Annotated in this window: 11 protein-coding genes and 1 pseudogene; 7 read left to right on the top strand and 5 right to left on the bottom strand. The window is 44.8% G+C overall.

Going from position 1 to position 16105, the window contains the following annotated elements; genetic code table 11:
- Window positions 1-71: 71 nt before the first annotated feature.
- Window positions 72-602: pseudogene (locus OA34_RS13910) on the top strand (methyl-accepting chemotaxis protein); the annotation flags it as partial.
- 158 nt (window positions 603-760) lie between these two features.
- Window positions 761-2374, top strand: a complete 1614-nt coding sequence (locus tag OA34_RS03320) for a methyl-accepting chemotaxis protein (RefSeq protein WP_039672379.1) — start codon at window positions 761-763, stop codon at window positions 2372-2374.
- A gap of 29 nt (window positions 2375-2403) precedes the next feature.
- Here the strand turns inward: OA34_RS03320 and OA34_RS03325 are convergent, their stop codons facing one another.
- Window positions 2404-5337, bottom strand: coding sequence for a MutS-related protein (locus OA34_RS03325; RefSeq protein WP_039672380.1), 2934 nt, complete (start codon window positions 5335-5337; stop codon window positions 2404-2406).
- 114 nt (window positions 5338-5451) lie between these two features.
- Between OA34_RS03325 and OA34_RS03330 the strand changes: the two genes are divergently transcribed.
- From OA34_RS03330 to OA34_RS13480, 5 genes are all read left to right on the top strand, one after another.
- Window positions 5452-5865, top strand: a complete 414-nt coding sequence (locus OA34_RS03330; protein ID WP_039672381.1) for a DUF2721 domain-containing protein — start codon at window positions 5452-5454, stop codon at window positions 5863-5865.
- On the top strand, window positions 5862-6701 hold the full coding sequence (locus OA34_RS03335; protein WP_039672382.1) for a CvfB family protein: 840 nt from the start codon (window positions 5862-5864) through the stop codon (window positions 6699-6701). Before OA34_RS03330 ends, OA34_RS03335 begins: the two co-directional genes overlap by 4 nt.
- Window positions 6698-7912 (top strand): BaiN/RdsA family NAD(P)/FAD-dependent oxidoreductase, encoded by a 1215-nt coding sequence (locus OA34_RS03340; RefSeq protein WP_039672383.1) that lies wholly within the window; start codon window positions 6698-6700, stop codon window positions 7910-7912. Before OA34_RS03335 ends, OA34_RS03340 begins: the two co-directional genes overlap by 4 nt.
- A 156-nt stretch (window positions 7913-8068) precedes the next feature.
- Window positions 8069-9679, top strand: a complete 1611-nt coding sequence (locus OA34_RS03345; protein WP_286682818.1) for a sensor domain-containing diguanylate cyclase — start codon at window positions 8069-8071, stop codon at window positions 9677-9679.
- 40 nt (window positions 9680-9719) lie between these two features.
- Window positions 9720-10565 carry an alpha/beta hydrolase gene (locus OA34_RS13480; RefSeq protein ID WP_286682819.1) on the top strand — a complete coding sequence of 282 codons (846 nt, stop codon included), beginning with the start codon at window positions 9720-9722 and terminating at the stop codon, window positions 10563-10565.
- Here OA34_RS13480 and OA34_RS03355 read toward each other — a convergent pair.
- The 4 genes from OA34_RS03355 to OA34_RS03370 all read right to left on the bottom strand — a co-directional run bounded on the left by OA34_RS03355 (window position 10516) and on the right by OA34_RS03370 (window position 16103).
- Window positions 10516-13392, bottom strand: a complete 2877-nt coding sequence (locus OA34_RS03355) for an autotransporter outer membrane beta-barrel domain-containing protein (protein ID WP_039672384.1) — start codon at window positions 13390-13392, stop codon at window positions 10516-10518. The two genes, OA34_RS13480 and OA34_RS03355, sit on opposite strands and share 50 nt — an antisense overlap.
- Window positions 13393-13488: 96 nt before the next feature.
- Window positions 13489-14004, bottom strand: coding sequence for a CopD family protein (locus OA34_RS03360; RefSeq protein ID WP_039672385.1), 516 nt, complete (start codon window positions 14002-14004; stop codon window positions 13489-13491).
- A gap of 62 nt (window positions 14005-14066) precedes the next feature.
- Window positions 14067-14372 carry a N(2)-fixation sustaining protein CowN gene (gene cowN / locus OA34_RS03365; RefSeq protein WP_039672386.1) on the bottom strand — a complete coding sequence of 102 codons (306 nt, stop codon included), beginning with the start codon at window positions 14370-14372 and terminating at the stop codon, window positions 14067-14069.
- A gap of 120 nt (window positions 14373-14492) precedes the next feature.
- Window positions 14493-16103, bottom strand: coding sequence for a methyl-accepting chemotaxis protein (locus OA34_RS03370; protein WP_039672387.1), 1611 nt, complete (start codon window positions 16101-16103; stop codon window positions 14493-14495).
- Between the last annotated feature and the right edge of the window lie 2 nt (window positions 16104-16105).

Genomic DNA, 16105 nt, shown 5'->3' on the forward strand with positions numbered 1-16105 from the left:
TATTGCAAGAAACGTTAGGTCATTTAGAGCAAACGGTTCAGGCCGAAATGCAGATCAACGATCGACTCAATCAACTCTCTCAAGACGCCGGACAAGTCAAAAGCGTCTTGGACGTCATCGGCGATATTGCCGATCAAACCAACCTTCTAGCCCTCAATGCCGCGATCGAAGCCGCACGTGCGGGTGAGCACGGACGCGGTTTTGCCGTCGTGGCTGATGAAGTACGCAAATTGGCGGAGCGAACCCAAAAGAGCTTGGTGGAGACCAATGCAACGATCAATGTGATTGTTCAGTCTATTCAAGATATTTGTGGGCAAATGAATCATAATGCAAAGCGTATTCATGATTTGGGCGCGTTCTCCGTTAAAGTCAGTACACAAACGGGTGATGCGGTCAGTTTGCTCGATGAAAGCGCTCATGCTGCCGATGGTGTTGTGGCAAAAGCAGAAAACAATGTTAAGCGTATCAATACCGCCGTCATTCATAAAATCGAAGCGATCAATAGCCTTTCAAGTTCCAATGCAAGAAGTGTCGAAGAGATCGCTGCTGCCGCTGAACATTTGGCACGTTTATCGGAGAGTTTGAGCCTTAGCACACTTTAAAACCGCGTAACCTTTTACATGTAAAGCTTATACCTCTTTGCAAAATCTAAGAGGTATAAGTGACTACACTGTCTTCCTATAAAACAAAACTAATAATATTAATAATGAGTTAAGTGAATAAAATATATTATTACGCACTATTTTATTAAAGGATAATAATGTCAATTTCAACAATTAAAAGTAAACTGATACTTCTTTTGGTCGTATTGCTTACCAGTTTTGGTATTTTAGGTTACGAACTAAACCATTTGGCTAGTGTTGGAAAAGCGACAGCGATGCGCTTGGCGGGGACGAGCGAGATAGAAGAACATATTTTACAAATGCGGTTAGAGCAATGGAATTATCAAATTTATTTTCAACAAAAAAATCTTGATAGGTATAAAGAGCATTATGAAGACGCTGTTAAAAAAATGGAGACACTCTCTGGGCAGTTGTTTTTGAAAACCAATCAAGAAAAAGTGATCACCATTAAAAAAGGTCTTGAGGCGTGGTATGCTCTTGACGAACAGCGCATGGCACTTTGGAAAAAATATGGGAAAAAAGTGCATGAGCCCTCTTTTGAGGTAGACCATAAGGCTGATTATGAGATGCTGGAACGCATAGCCAAAGAGAGTGGCGAAATATTTAATCCATTATTGGTACAGCTTGAAGATATTCATGATCAGATTAAAACAGTCAATTTTGAAAAACTTGATACGGCTAAACTAACGTCGATTACACTGCTGATCGTGGTTATTATCGTAGTGCTGATCATCTTTTTTATCATCAATTCATCGATACAATCTTCTGTAGAGCGTGCGAAAAAAAGCTGTGATGCGATAATTCATACGAAAGATTTAAGTCTGAAAATAGAAACCGGTAGTCACGATGAGATTAGTGGCATTACCCATGCTGTCAATACGCTTTTGGCGGAACTCAAAAATGCGATTTCAAATGCAAAAAGCAATGCTATCGAAAATGCTTCTGTGGCTGAGGAGCTTTCAAGTACCAGTTTACAAATTGGTAAGCGTGCGGAAGAGGAGTCTGCTATCGTCTTTCAAACAACAAGCGATGCGGGGATCGTTTCATCACAGATGGATGAAGCCAGTAGCCAAGCCAAAAAAGTCAAAGAGGTCACTGGCAATGCTCAAAAGAGCCTTACTATTGCCCAAGATTTGCTCGAAGAGACCATCGCGCAACTCAACCAAACCGCACACGCGGAAGCTACCATCAATGAGCGCCTTAACCACCTTTCTGAAGAGGCTCAACAGGTACGATCTGTTTTAGATGTGATTGGTGATATTGCGGATCAAACGAACTTACTAGCGCTCAATGCCGCGATTGAAGCAGCGCGTGCGGGAGAACATGGGCGTGGATTTGCCGTCGTTGCCGATGAAGTGCGAAAATTGGCGGAGCGAACTCAGAAAAGTTTGGTGGATACCAACGCAACGGTGAATGTCATCGTTCAATCCATCGGCGATATCAGTAGCGAGATGAATGGCAATGCGAAACGTATCAATGAGTTAACGGAATTTTCCACCAAAGTCACGACGCAAACAAGTGATGCGGTTGCCATGCTGGCACAAAGCGTTGAAGCGACGGACGAAGTGGCTAACAAAGCCGATTCAAATGTTAAATTGATTCAAAGTGCAGTTATTGAAAAAATTAGCACGATTAATGAACTTTCAAGTTCAAATGCGAGAAGTGTCGAAGAGATCGCCTCTGCTGCTGAACATCTCTCCAAATTAGCAGGTTCACTCAGCAGTACGCTCTCCCAGTTTAAAACCGCGTAAGCTTTACATGTAAAGAGTAGAAATACTCTTTACTTCTCTTCGTAGTGGAGTTTTAAACCGTCACTGCTCATCACAAATCCACTGATAATAATTTTCCCCTCATGCACCATTTTATGGTGTTTTGCACAGAGCGGAATGAGGTTGTAGCGGTGGTTTTGGTGAAAATGCTCGATGTTGCCATGCTCATCCGCACTCTCTTGAGCTTTGATGTGATGCACTTCATCCACGTATTCATCGCACAGCGCACACTTAGCGAGGTAGAGATTTTTGTTGTATTTACTGCGTTTTTTCTGCTTTAAAAGCTCTACATCACCCAGTTCTCCCGCAAGGCTTCTTCGAATGTCATACGCGGTTTTAATAAACGTTGGATCCATATGCAACGACTTGGCAAACTCTAAACCGTACAGTGAACTTCCGCTTCCAATTTCCAGTTTGCGGTTGTACAAGAGCTTGTCGCTCTCTTCATCGTAACTCACACCCAAATGCAGATAGATCACCTTTTTAAGCTCTGAAATGAGTGAAAGACGGTTGAGTTGATGTAAGTGCGTGGCAAAGACAAAGAAAGAGCCAAGCGTGTGCATTTTAATGACGCTACTCGCCACAATCGCCAACGCCGATTCGGTCTCCGTTCCATGGCTGATCTCATCGCCTAACACAAGTGAAAACTCCGTAGCACGGTTGAAGATATTTTTGAGCTCTAACATCTCAACCGTGAAAGTGGAGAGCCCTTTGTAGAGATTGTCATGGCTGATGATGCGTGTGAAGATTTTATCGAACAGATGAAACCGCAGACTTGCGCACGGCACAAAAAAGCCCGCTTGCGCCATAATGACCGCAATGCCAAGGCTTTTCATTAAAGAGGATTTACCGCTGGAGTTGATGCCATAGAGCAAGATACCTTGCACATCATTCTCATGACACGCTTCAAGGGTCACATGATCGTGCGTGATCTCTGGCGTGCAATGCCCTAAGAAGAGATCGTTAGGAATGTAAATGCCATTTTCCTCGCGCGATTCAATGAGCGGATGGCGGAGTCCGATGGCTTCAATAAAGCGATTTTTCTCCTGCATCGGTAAAAGCTCAGGTCGGACGTAGTTATATAAAACGGCACATTTCGCATTGCTTAGCGCAACATCCAGTGTGCCCACAAATGAGATGAGGTGCTCCAGTGTCAACGCATAATGCGTCTCAATTTTTTCCAACATCTCATCGTAACGTTGTTTCACCAATGCGATCATTTGAAGGTTGCTCAGCGTTATCTCTTGGGAAATTTCATCAATGAGTGAGGCAGAAATCTTCACGCTGTTTTTGAGGTGCTTGTAGGTAAAATCTTTGAAGAAATAGTGTTGCTCGCCAATGGTGATAAAGCTTTGCATGAGTTTGTCTTCAATGAGCACAAAACGGTTTCTACTGATCGCAATGTAGTGACCCTCACTCTCCAACCATTCGATGCTCAATGTAGAGCGATTACCTTCTTCAAAGAGCGCCTCAATGTGGCTTGCAATGTGCTCAAGTGCGCTAAAACGCTCTTGTTTGTTTTGTTCTATTTTATCGATTTGCGGAAAGATCCCTTTTTGAAAAAGGTTTTCATTGATTTGATCTTTTCGAAATTTCGCGCAAGCATCGAGGATAAAGGTGTTTTTGAGCATTAAAAGCAGTGCTTCACTCTCATCAAAAAGCTCTTTAGGTGTCGGTACTTTTTTAAGCTCCGCCTCTTTTAAAATACCTAAAATAGCTTCCAGTGAGGTGGCGAGGTAATCGAGCTCCAACGGGTGCAATTTTTTAAGCGCAATACGTCTTAAAATGCGCTCCAAATCGTAGACTTGCTTGAGCGCGATCTCAAATTTTTTAGAGTCACTTAGGAGTTGAGTGCTTAGATCAAACCGCTCGTTAAGGGTTTTAAGATCGCAAATGGGATTAAGCAAACGCTCTTTTAAGAGCCGTTTCCCAATGGCGGTTGAGGTCTGGTCGATGAGGTTTAAAAGTGTCATCTCCGAAGGGTTTTTCGAGATGATATCGAGCTGTTCGAGTGCGTTGTTGCCGATGTAGAGGTAACGACTATTTCCAAGCAAAATTGGGCGGCTCATCTTCTCGATAATATTGGCATCATGTTCAATGATAAAATCGCATAAAATCGCCAACGATTCACTCGCGTAAGGGTAGCGTTCAATGTCGAGGTACTCAATAGGCGAAAGCAAGGAGCGAATGGCGTAAATGCGTCCAAAAAGTTCATTTTGATAGGTCACTTTGAGGCGCTCTTTGTTCAGGCTATGGGCGACACTCGGCATAATTTCAAGGTAATTTTGTACCCACTCTTTATCGATGCTATCCGTATTAAACGTAAGCACAATTTCACTGGTTTTATAGGTTTGTAAAAGGTTGAAAATTTCATCGAGCGCGTAGGTTTTATCTTCTCTGGTGCCGTGAACTTCGTTGATAACGGTTTTGCCCGTACTGACGTCGATGGCACTGTAGCCGACGGAATAAATGTGATGGTTGCAGTCGATCAGCAAGGAAACGAGGTAGTTTTCGCTCGATTCGATGACGTAATCGAAATTGGTTCCGGGGCTGATGATATTGGAGATGTAGCGTTTGACGTGAGGCGGTTCGCCTTTTTGACGTACTAAGACGATCGTGTATTTTTTAGCCTGAACCAAACGGCTCAAATAGCGATCGAGCGAAACGGCGGGAATGCCCGCAAGCAGAGGATTTTGCACGGAGTTTTCTAAAATGGATTTGTTTTTACGCGTGAGTTGAATGTTGAGAAGTTCGCTCACCTCTTTGGCTTTGCCGATTTGGTGGGTTTCGTTGTTGACTTCGTAGGTTTCGAAAAAAGAGCCGATTTCCATAAAGACAATCGTATTTTTGCCGTATTTTGCTTCAAAAAAGAGCTGAAGATCGAAGTAAATTTCAGTGAGTAATCTCTCTTTAGAGCAGAGCATTTGTGCAATATTTTCAAGCATTCGTGTCGTTTCCACCTCGTTAAAGTGTTTAGATTATAGCGCACACAAGCATAAAGTTTGGTTTGGTAAAAGCCGTTTTAAGGTACAATAGAACAGAAAATGTAAAGGATAACTATGGAGATTGAAATTTCAACCCCCGCCCTTTTGTTCCCTGCTGTTTCATTGCTTTTATTAGCATACACCAACCGTTTTTTAGCTGTTGCGCAACTGATTCGAATGTTGCATCGTCAATCCAGTGAGCGTCAAAATTGTGAAGAGTACAAACAAATTGGCAATCTTAAACACCGTTTGGAACTCACGAAATGGATGCAGTTTTTCGGCGTTCTCTCCATTTTACTCTGTACGCTTTCGATGTTTGAGCTTTTTTTAGGGCTTTTTGGCATTGGAAAACAGATTTTTGGATTGAGTCTGGTTGCAATGTGTGTGTCACTGTTTATCTCCCTTTGGGAAGTAATGATTTCCACCAGAGCGCTTAATATGGAGCTCAGCGATATGCATGATCGCTGTAAAATAATCGAGGATAAATGAACCGATACTTGCTTGTAGGCGAAAAAAATCGCCTCAAAATCAACCGTTATACTGACAATGGCGTGTATCTGATTTGCGAAGATCAAGATGAAGTGTTAATGCCCAACCAATACGTGACCTACGCGATGAAAGAGGGCGACGAGATCGATGTGTTTGTCTATTTTGACTCCGAAGATCGCATCGTGGCGAGTACCACCTTTCCTAAAGCAATGCTCGATCAATTCGGCTGTTTTGAAGTGGTCGATGTGACGCCTTTTGGAGCGTTTTTGGACTGGGGTTTGCCCAAAGATCTTTTGGTTCCTAAAGCGTTGCAGAAATTTCCTTTTTATGTCGGTATGAAGGTGATCGTTCAGGTCAGTTTGGACGATGAGACGGGACGAATTATCGGAACGCAAAAGTACAACGACTTTCTCAAAAAAGATTTGAGTGCGCTCAAGCTTAAACAAGAGGTGAACCTTTTGGTGCGTGAACGCACCCCGCTTGGTTTTAAAGTGATCGTCAACAACCTCTACGATGGGCTCATTTTTCATAATGAAATTTTTGAAAACGTTGAGATTGGCGATGAAAAAGTGGGTTACATCAAAACCCTTCGCAAAGATGGCAAACTGGACATAGTACTTCGTCCCATCGGCGATCAAGGCGATGAAGTTGCCACGGCTAAGATTGTTGAGATTTTAAGCCTCACGGGCGGTGCTTGTGAGATGAACTACAAGAGCACACCAGAACTCATTTCGGAACGTTTTGGGCTCAGTCGTAAAGCGTATAAACGTGCCCTTACCAAACTGATTGAGGCTAAAAAACTCGAAGTAAACGATGAAGGAATGCGTCTTTTATGAGTCGAATTGCCATCATCGGAGCAGGTGCGTCTGGGCTTGTCTGTGCCATTGAAGCTTCTCGTAAAGGGCATAATGTGACGCTTTTTGAGAAGAACAGCAAAGTCGGGCGTAAGATTTTAGCCACAGGGAACGGCAAATGCAATATCTCTAACGAAAAGATTCATTTAGAGCGTTATCATGGAGAATCTCCTAGCTTTGCCAAAGAGGCATTGAGACGTTTTGACACCTTTACATGTAAAGCTTTTTTTCGCTCGTTAGGTTTGGAAATGCGTGAGGGCGAAGAGGGTAGATTGTATCCCATGAGCCATCAAGCTTCCAGTGTGGTGGATATGCTTTTGCATGAAGTGAGAGCTTTACATGTAAACATTGTGCTTGAGTGCGAAGTCACCAAAATCGAGACAAAAGATGCCGCATTTGTTTTACATATAAACGAAAAAACAGATATTTTTGATGCGTGTGTGATCGCCACTGGCAGTGTTGCGATGCCCACGCTTGGAAGTTCCGACAGTGGGTATGGTTTTGCAAAAAGCTTGGGTCATAGCGTCATTGAACCGTACCCTTCTTTGGTGCAATTTGTGTGCGATGAGCCGCATCTCAAAGAGGTGAGTGGTGTGAAGATGGACGCGAATGTGGAGCTTTACATCGACAATCAAAAATGCCAAAGTGTGCAAGGCGATCTACTTTTCACGGCATACGGACTTTCTGGTTCGGCGATTTTAGACCTGAGCCGTAAAGCCTCTCATGCCTTAGTGCAAGGTAAATCCGTCGATGTCGTGCTCGATCTTCTGCCCAATCTTTCGCGCGAAGCACTGACCTCTTTGCTTCAAAAAAGACTCAGTGTTGCCAAAGACAAGTCGCTCTCGTTGTGGTTGGAGGGGATGATTCCTAAAAAATTAGCCCATTTTATCATTGAAAATACAAAGATAGCGCACCTCAAAGAAGCCTCAGCACTCGGAGTAAAAGAGATCAAAAAGATCGTCTTTGCTTTGAAGGCGTTGCGTTTACATGTAAAGGCGACCAAAGGATTTGAAAGTGCCGAAGTGTGCGCAGGCGGCGTGGACGTAAGCGAACTCGATGCTAAAAACCTGATGTCAAAAAAGATAGCCAATCTCTATTTTTGCGGCGAAGTGTTGGACATTGACGGCGATTGCGGAGGTTTTAACCTTCACTTTGCATGGGCTTCGGGGTATCTTGTAGGGCAAAGTCTCTAAGCGTATCGCCCTCAGACGTTTTGAGAAAAAAAGTGAAAGCCTTTTACTGAAAGTAGCTTCTTTTTTTCTTCTTACCTTAAGCTCCGGCAAGTACAATAACAGCCGTAAAAGCACTCTATGTGAGCGTTCATCGACGGTATAAAAAGAGGCCTCTTAGTGATACACGACGACAATCGTTTCCGTAAAATCAAAAACAGTATTTTAACCCGAGTGGTTCTTTTTATTTGCGTTATGATCGTCATCGGGGGAGGCATACGCTACTATTTTTCCTATCATCTCATCCATTCGCATCTGTTTAATATTATTTCGATTCATCAAGAAGCACTTGCCAAGGAAGCCGCAAAAGAGATCGTGCATGATTTGGACGTTCGAAAGCAGTTTCTCGAAAAAACGGTTGCAGCTATTCCTTTAACGTTGCTTGACGATCCGGAACATTTGGAAAAGCGGCTTCACGAAATGCATACGTTTAATCCCCTTTTTTCGGCCGCTTTGGTCATTATCGATCCCTCGGGAACACTGATAGCAAAAAGCGGTACGGAATATCAAACGGGCGAACGCGCTTATGCCCAAGAGGCTTTTTTTAGGAGCATTCTTGAAGAAGGAAAGCTAATAGAAATACCTTTTGTGAGTCCGCTTTCCAAAAAGGTGATCTTTCCTATGTCGTTACCGATCAAAGACGAGACGGGGAAAATACGTGCTTTTATGACGGGGCTCACGTACTATGAAGGTTCTGATTTTTTCGATCGCGTTTTGAACGGGCATATCGGGCAAACAGGTGATTTTTTGCTGATAGATGCAAAACGCCATGTGTTTATTGCGGCGACGCAAAAAGCGTTAATTCTCAAGCCCACACCTTCAAAAGGTAAAAATAGTTTGCACGATCGGGCAATAGAAGGGTTTAGAGGAAGCGGCATCACGGTCAATACGAACGGTGTGGAAGAGTTGTCCGCCGTCGTTTCGATTCCGAATACGGACTGGTTTGTCGTCTCTCGTATTCAAACCCAAGAGGCCTTTGCGATGGAATCGAACATTCAAAAGACTCTGATTTGGGCTCAGTCGATTAGCCTTATCATTGTTCCCGCGATACTGTTTGCCTTTTTGTTTTTCTTTTTCAAACCTTTACGAACGTCTGCTTCGCTCGCCGATAAAATGTCTTTGGGCGAAGTGCCTCTCACCCCTTTGCCGATCGCACGAATGGACGAAGTCGGGTATTTGACGGCGGCGTTCAATCGTCTGATGTCGATGCTTTTAGCCAGCCAAAAAGAGCTCAAAGAGATTGCCCATTACGACTATCTTACCAAACTTCCCAATCGTCTTTTAATGCTCGATCGACTGGAAAGAGCCCTTTTGCGATGTGCGCGAAACGATACGCGATTAGCGTTACTTTTTATGGATTTGGACGGCTTTAAAGAGATTAACGATACGTTGGGACACGATGCGGGCGATCAAGCCTTGGTGGAAGTCGCAAAGCGTTTTTCCGCATTGATACGCAAAAGTGACACGTTAGCGCGAATCGGCGGCGATGAATTCGTGATTTTACTCTGCGATCTCGATAGCGACGTCGCATCGGCGGAAAATGCCGCCAATTTTGTTGCGACTCAATGCATCGAAGCGTTAAAAACGCCTTTTGTTTTCAAAGGCAATACGAAACTATTAGGCGTTTCGATCGGTATGGCACTCGGCGATAAAGCAAGTACGCTGGATGCGATGATGGTCGAGGCGGATACGAAAATGTACCAAATGAAGAAAAAATCGAGTCTCGATTAACGTCGCAATAAGAAAATATCGGCATCAAAAGGAGCGTACCATGCGCCTAAGAGGGTTTTTTATCGCTTTTGGAATCATCGCTTTTGGATGCGGTTGCACGACAAACCCGACGTTGATAAGCTCGCTTCAAACTCCTTCCTTTAGACCCGAGACTTTTGTTTCAAAGCACGTACCGCTGAAAGCACTCTATCGTCATGACGACTTGAGTGCTAACGAGCCTCTTTGGGTGGTCATAGAAGGTGACGGGCATGCATGGAAAAATGCGTCGACCCCTTCGCTCAATCCTACGCCGCACGATCCTATCGGCTGGAAAATCGCAACGCAAATCCATGCACAAAATATTCTTTACTTGGCACGTCCGTGTCAGTACTTAGACGATGAAGAGCGCACGTCCTGTCGGCTCGGCGATTGGACGGAGGGACGATTTGCTCCAAAATGGGTTGAGGCGATGAACGAGGCGATCGATGCGTTTAAAATGCGCGGCGGCGATCGTGAAATCATTCTTGCAGGGTATTCAGGCGGCGGGACGATGGCGGCATTGATCGCCGCAAGACGAAACGACGTTAGCATGCTGATCGGCATCGCATCGCCTTTGGATATTCATGCGTGGAGTTCCTACCATCGCGTTTCGCCGCTGACGCAATCGCTGAATCCTAAAAACGAACAAGCTAAACTCTCTTTGATACCCCAAATCTACGTTACGGGAAAAAACGATACGGTCGTACCGCCTTTTTTAATCCGCGATTTTGCGGCGTCGTACGACAATCCTTCTTTCGTGCGTATCATCGAAGTGGAGGCAGACCATACGATGCGTCTGCCTTTGGATCTTGCGGCAATTAGAACGTCATTTTTAAACTCAATTGATGCGCGAGGTAATCCTCTTTAACCTCAAGCGTGTAACCGATGCGCATCGTATTTTGCGCATCGCGTAAAAACTCGTATGCAAGATCGAGTTGGAGAGCGTCTTTGGGGGCTTGCGCATTCGTAAGGCTAAACGTTGACGCGCTATTGAGAAATCCTGCCGTCGTGGTTGCTTCGTCGGCAAATTCATGCAAGTAACGAACTCCGACAAGGTAGTTGGCATTTTGAGCGTCGCGGTATGCGTATTCGGTACCGACGATACTTTTAAGCGATGAGGCATCTCCGGAGGCTACATGTAAGGCTCCCGAACCTCCTTTTTCATCATAGCTTTGCGTTTGATTGTAGGTATATTGCGCTCCGATCAGAGGCTTAAACCCTCCTTGCAAGGGAAAACCGACTTCCACCAAAGTGCCTAAAGCATAGCCGTTGTAAGAACTTTTTTCGCTTTCGTCAAATCCGGAGTATGCGACGACACGTTTTGCGTTATAATGATTAAACGTTCCGATCAATGCACTGTTTAAGGTATAGTTCGTTTGGTTTTGATTGTAATAGACGCCTACATGAAACGCATTGATCGTCGTATTGTCGCCTTGGCTATCGTCTCTTCCGTAACTTTTTGCTCCCGTATACCCTCCCGAGAAGCCCAACAGTTCGTTGATAGAGAGCTCACGTTCATACCCGATGGCAACACCCGCCGCATCGATGCGGTATCCGTCGGAACCTTTATAGCTTTTTTGTTTGGCGGTATTGCCTAAAAGCTCCATCCAATAAGTTCCTTCCGTTTCATCTCCCGCGGAGAGTCCGCTTTGCATCGGTGAGGAGGTTCCGTTCATACGGTGCGTAAATGCTCCGAAAAGGGTATTTTGAGCAACGTTAACCGTTTGTAAAAGGCTATTATTGGTTGCGGGGCTCAGTTGTTTGATAGCACCTTCGATCGCTTCGGACGAAGAGAGCGCATAAAGGCTCGTGAGAAGAGCTGAAGAATCTTGCGTGTCTAAAGCGTTAAGCAACGCTTTGTCGTTTGTACTCATCGTACCGACGAGCGTGGAGTCGTAACGTGACGTTAAGATGAGATCGTTTTCTGTTTGACACAGCGAAAAATTAACAAGAGCCGAAGTATCGAGTATGCCAAGCTTTGAAACATCCGTGCTCAGGGTGCCTGCCGTTAGAATCGTCGATTGCAACCCGTTGGCGACACTGCCTACGATGACAGGCTTGATGATAGTACCGTCTGCTAACGTAACCGTACCCGAAAAGCTGAGTGTTTCGGCACTCGTTCCGCTTAATCGGGTTTCAAGAATCGCGCCGCTTTGGGTGGTGAGATTTTCAAATCCGCTGATAGTCGTACGTGCGCTTAGGGTTTGGGCACTACCCAAAATCACGGTATCATTGCCTAATCCGCCTACGATAGTGCCGCTAATCGTACCGCCTAAAAGCGAAAGCGTATCGTCGCCGCTTCCCATATCGATCGCCAGTCCGTTTTGTCCGATAATCGTGCCGTAGTTGGAAAGCGTATCGTTACCTGCGCCCATCTGAATTGCCGCACCTGCTGTGGTACTTGAGAGCTCGTCGACTAAAACGGCACTGCTTCCGCCGATAATCACGCCCGTAGCGTTGTTCACAATGACGTCATCGTAATTCCCGACCAAGCCGATCGCCGCTTTGGTTGCTCCTTGAATCGTACCGCTATTGGTAATGGTAGCTACTCCGCCCGTTGCGGTTGAGGTTCCTCTTCCTGAACTCATGACCGTACCGTTGGCACCGTCGTCGATGAGAATACCGACCGATTCTCCGTAGATCAGAGCCCCTTCGTGATTAACGATTGTTCCGCCGCCTGCCGCGATTCCCTCTGCGCCGTTAGGATTTCCGCTCGAGTCCACACCGCCCGCACCCAATCCTTGAATGATTCCGTAGTTCTCAATCGTAGCAATCCCGTCAATGTCGACGCCGTCGCCGTCTCCGTTATCGGCCGTTGACGTTCCGCCGTTGCTTGCCGAGTGATCATAGGCGTTACCCGCTCCCGCATAAGCTCCCGTAATCGTACCGTAGTTGATGACGCTGCCCGTACCGTCGCTTCCCACGCCTGAGCCGTTATTGCCGATAATCGTGCCGCCTTCATAGTTCGTAACGCTGACTTCCGTATCGGCGGTAATACCGTGTCTTGGGCCGCTAATCAGCCCGTAATTGTAAATTGAAACACCCGTACTGTCTTGTACGTCGATGCCGTCTTGGGCTTTGGCTTCATTGGTACACGTACCGGTACATTTGGTGTTGACGCTTCCCGTTGAGATAATCGTCCCGTAGTTGGTAATGCTCATGTTATCTCCGGGGCGAAGCGCATCGTCTCCGTCAGCTCGAATAAGAGCTGATATGTTGGTCGCAGAGCCGTTGATAATGCTACTACCGCTTGCGGTAATAGAGGTTAAATCCAAGGCTTGCCCGTTGCCCGCACTCGTGCCTGTCTGCCAAATCGTACCTTGATTGTTGAGAATAATGCCGGCCGTTCCTTTGCCGACTTTAATCACGTCATCGCCAACCGAAGTGATCGTTCCGTAGTTGTTAAGCGTTAAAATCGCACCGGAGGTATTATCGTAAATGGCTCTTCCCGTTCCCGTTTGCGCGATTAAGCCGTTATTGCTAATCGTTGCATCGCCTATAATCGTCACGGCAACGCTAGAACCTGAAACCCTTAAAATACCCGTGGACGTCAACGTTCCCGTTTGAGCGTCGGTGAGTGTTTTAGCCGAAGTGACGTTAGAGTCGTCGATAGAAAAACTGCTAGCAACAACCGCTGCGATCAGATTGACGGAAAGCGTAAGTGAGAGTAAAGCGTAGTGACTGTAACGAATCATAAAAGTGCCCCTTTGCGTGATCGAATGATTTTTACCGATAATCCTAAAAAAAGAGTATTACCGTTTCATTACGACAAAGGGGCATGTTACAAACAATCAATCCTTATGTTCGGGTTGCTTCATAATCATGTAGATAATAAATGCAAACAACGCAATCGTGATGAGCGTAAAGAGCCATGAAAACGTTTTAACGACGACGTAAGCGACGATGAGGATCGAGAGTAGCGTAGGCACTTCGTTGTAGGCACGAAAAAACTTACCGCTTCGTTGACATGTCTCTTTTTCGAGCGCGACGCGGTAGTATTCAAGCGAAAACGAATAGGCACTTAAGATAAGCACGACGACGATTTTGGCGTAAATCCATGCTCCCGACTCAAATAAAACGGGATTTACGATCAGCATCGCCGCTCCGCTGAAAATCGTTGCCCAAAATGCCGGAAGACCGATGTACTTGTAGACTTTATACTCTTGAATTTTGACGACTTCGACGAACTCTTTTTTATGAAAATGCTCGACGTGGTAGACAAAAAGGCGCGGTAGGTAAAACAACATCGCCATCCATGACATAAACGACATAACGTGAAACGTTAAAATCCAACTGTAATATTCCATGCGAATGCTCCTTAAAAAACATAAGGACATTATAACAAGAAACCAAGGCTTTTCAGGGATTTTTAACAGCACTCCAGCTCGGCTTGCTCCATCAAAACAATGCCTTTTTCAAAATCATACTCTTCAAACAATGCCGAAAGATAAAAGACGTGGGAGCAAATATGGTACAAAATATCTTTAGAGTCTTTTTTGGCAAACACGGCTTTATAGTCTTTGGGAATCAATGTTTCAAAACGCACCCATAACTCGTTTTTAGCTTCGGGATGCAAAGCAAAAAGCTCATACATCGCATCTAAGACAAACACCGCGTTTTCGTAACAGTCGATATTATGAAAACTCACATACCGATCGCGAACTTCTTCGGTCATTTTTTCGCCTTTTTAGCGCACTTTTGCATATTGCGTTCCTTACATGTAAAACGTGAGAAGCTTTTGTATTACTCAAGAAGTGCTACGGCATCATCATAGTCTTCTTGAGTGATATAAAGATTAAGCAGTTTTAAATTGTGCAAGTGTGGTATTAAGAGTGCTTGATAAACGAGCAAGATGTTCTGCTGCGGAAGCGATTTCTTCGACACTTCTAGCATTTGAACTCGAGAGGGTATTTATCGTTTCAATTTTTTTTATCATAACGTTTTGAATACGTTCAACATTTTGTTTGGACTTTGTGGAAACCCTCTCTGTCGCGTTAACACTCTCTTTGAGTAAGGAGACTGCATCTATCGTTTGTGTATTAACGTTGTCTGAAAAGGTGCTGAGTGTTTCGATGCGTTGGGCGTTTTGGTTCATTTCGCCACTGATGTCGCCGATAGATTGAACGATGACATTAATGGTGGCATTGGTCTCAATAAGGCTTTTTTGCGTCCGCTCTGCTAACTTTCGCACTTCATCGGCAACGACCGCAAATCCGCGACCGTGCTCGCCAGCACGTGCGGCTTCAATAGCGGCGTTGAGTGCAAGAAGGTTGGTTTGATCGGCGATATCGCCTATGACATCCAGTACGCTTTTGACTTGTTCTGCATCTTGCGAGAGATGGTTGAGTTTGTCGTTGAGTTGTGCTTCTACTTGTACGGTTATATTGAGGTGTGTCAAGGTTTCTTGAAGAATGCTTTGTGCTTTTAAAAGGCTATTTTGTGCCGATGACGTAACCTCTTTGACGGTTTGAATATCGTTGTTCGTTTGCCCAATCTCATAAGCGATACCTTTCGCTTCATCCGAGGTCTCTTGAACGAGACTTGCCTCTTCTTCCGCACGTTTTCCGATTTGCAAACTCGTACTGGAGAGTTCTTCTGCGACTGAAGCATTTTCGTGGGCATTGTGTTTGGCGGTGATGATGGCGGCGTTGATGTCGCTTAAAAGCAGGTTTTGCATCTGTGCAATGTCATTCATCTCGTCTTTCATTTCTGTTTCAATCGTTACATGTAAAGCTTTTTCACGGCGAATACTCTGGATACCCTCTTTGGTTTTGACAATGGAGCGGTTAATGGATCGGATAATGATGCCGCAAAGCCCAAGCGCAAATAATGATGCAAGTATTAAGATAACTTCGCCCCAAAATTTATTGGTGTCTAAACGCTCAAAATTGACCTTAGTTACCCCTTCTTCCAGTGTATCAGCCTCTTTTAAAATGGCATCAAACAGTACCGCCGCCTCTTTAGTTAAACGCATTAAGGTTGTGTACTCTTCTTTGTTTTCTTGCGCAAAAAGAGGATCATTGACTTTAATGCCATACTTTTTAAGTATGGCGATGCGAGGGGCGTTTAACTCGTACCACTTTTGAGTATCTGTTGAAAGCTTTGAGAGGGTTTCTTGATTGCGCGAAGAAAGAAGAATGGGTTTTAATGCACTGAGTGAATCTAGCGTCGCTTTATAATGTTCATCGAGTCCTATGAGTCTCTCAGGCATGCCTAAAAGTTGAAACCCTCGTAGCTCCATCATACAGCTAGACAAATGGGTTTCGGCTTTTCCGATAAGCGAGAGCCTAATTGACGCCATTTTTCCGTCATTATTTGATTTGATAATTTGATACCCTAAAATGCAAAAAACAGCTATTAACACTGATAGTAATAGCATTAATTTGCTTTTGATTGTTAAAAACATAC

It is taken from the genome of Sulfurospirillum sp. MES, assembly GCF_000789415.1.
In the GTDB taxonomy this organism is placed as follows: Bacteria; Campylobacterota; Campylobacteria; order Campylobacterales; family Sulfurospirillaceae; genus Sulfurospirillum; species Sulfurospirillum cavolei.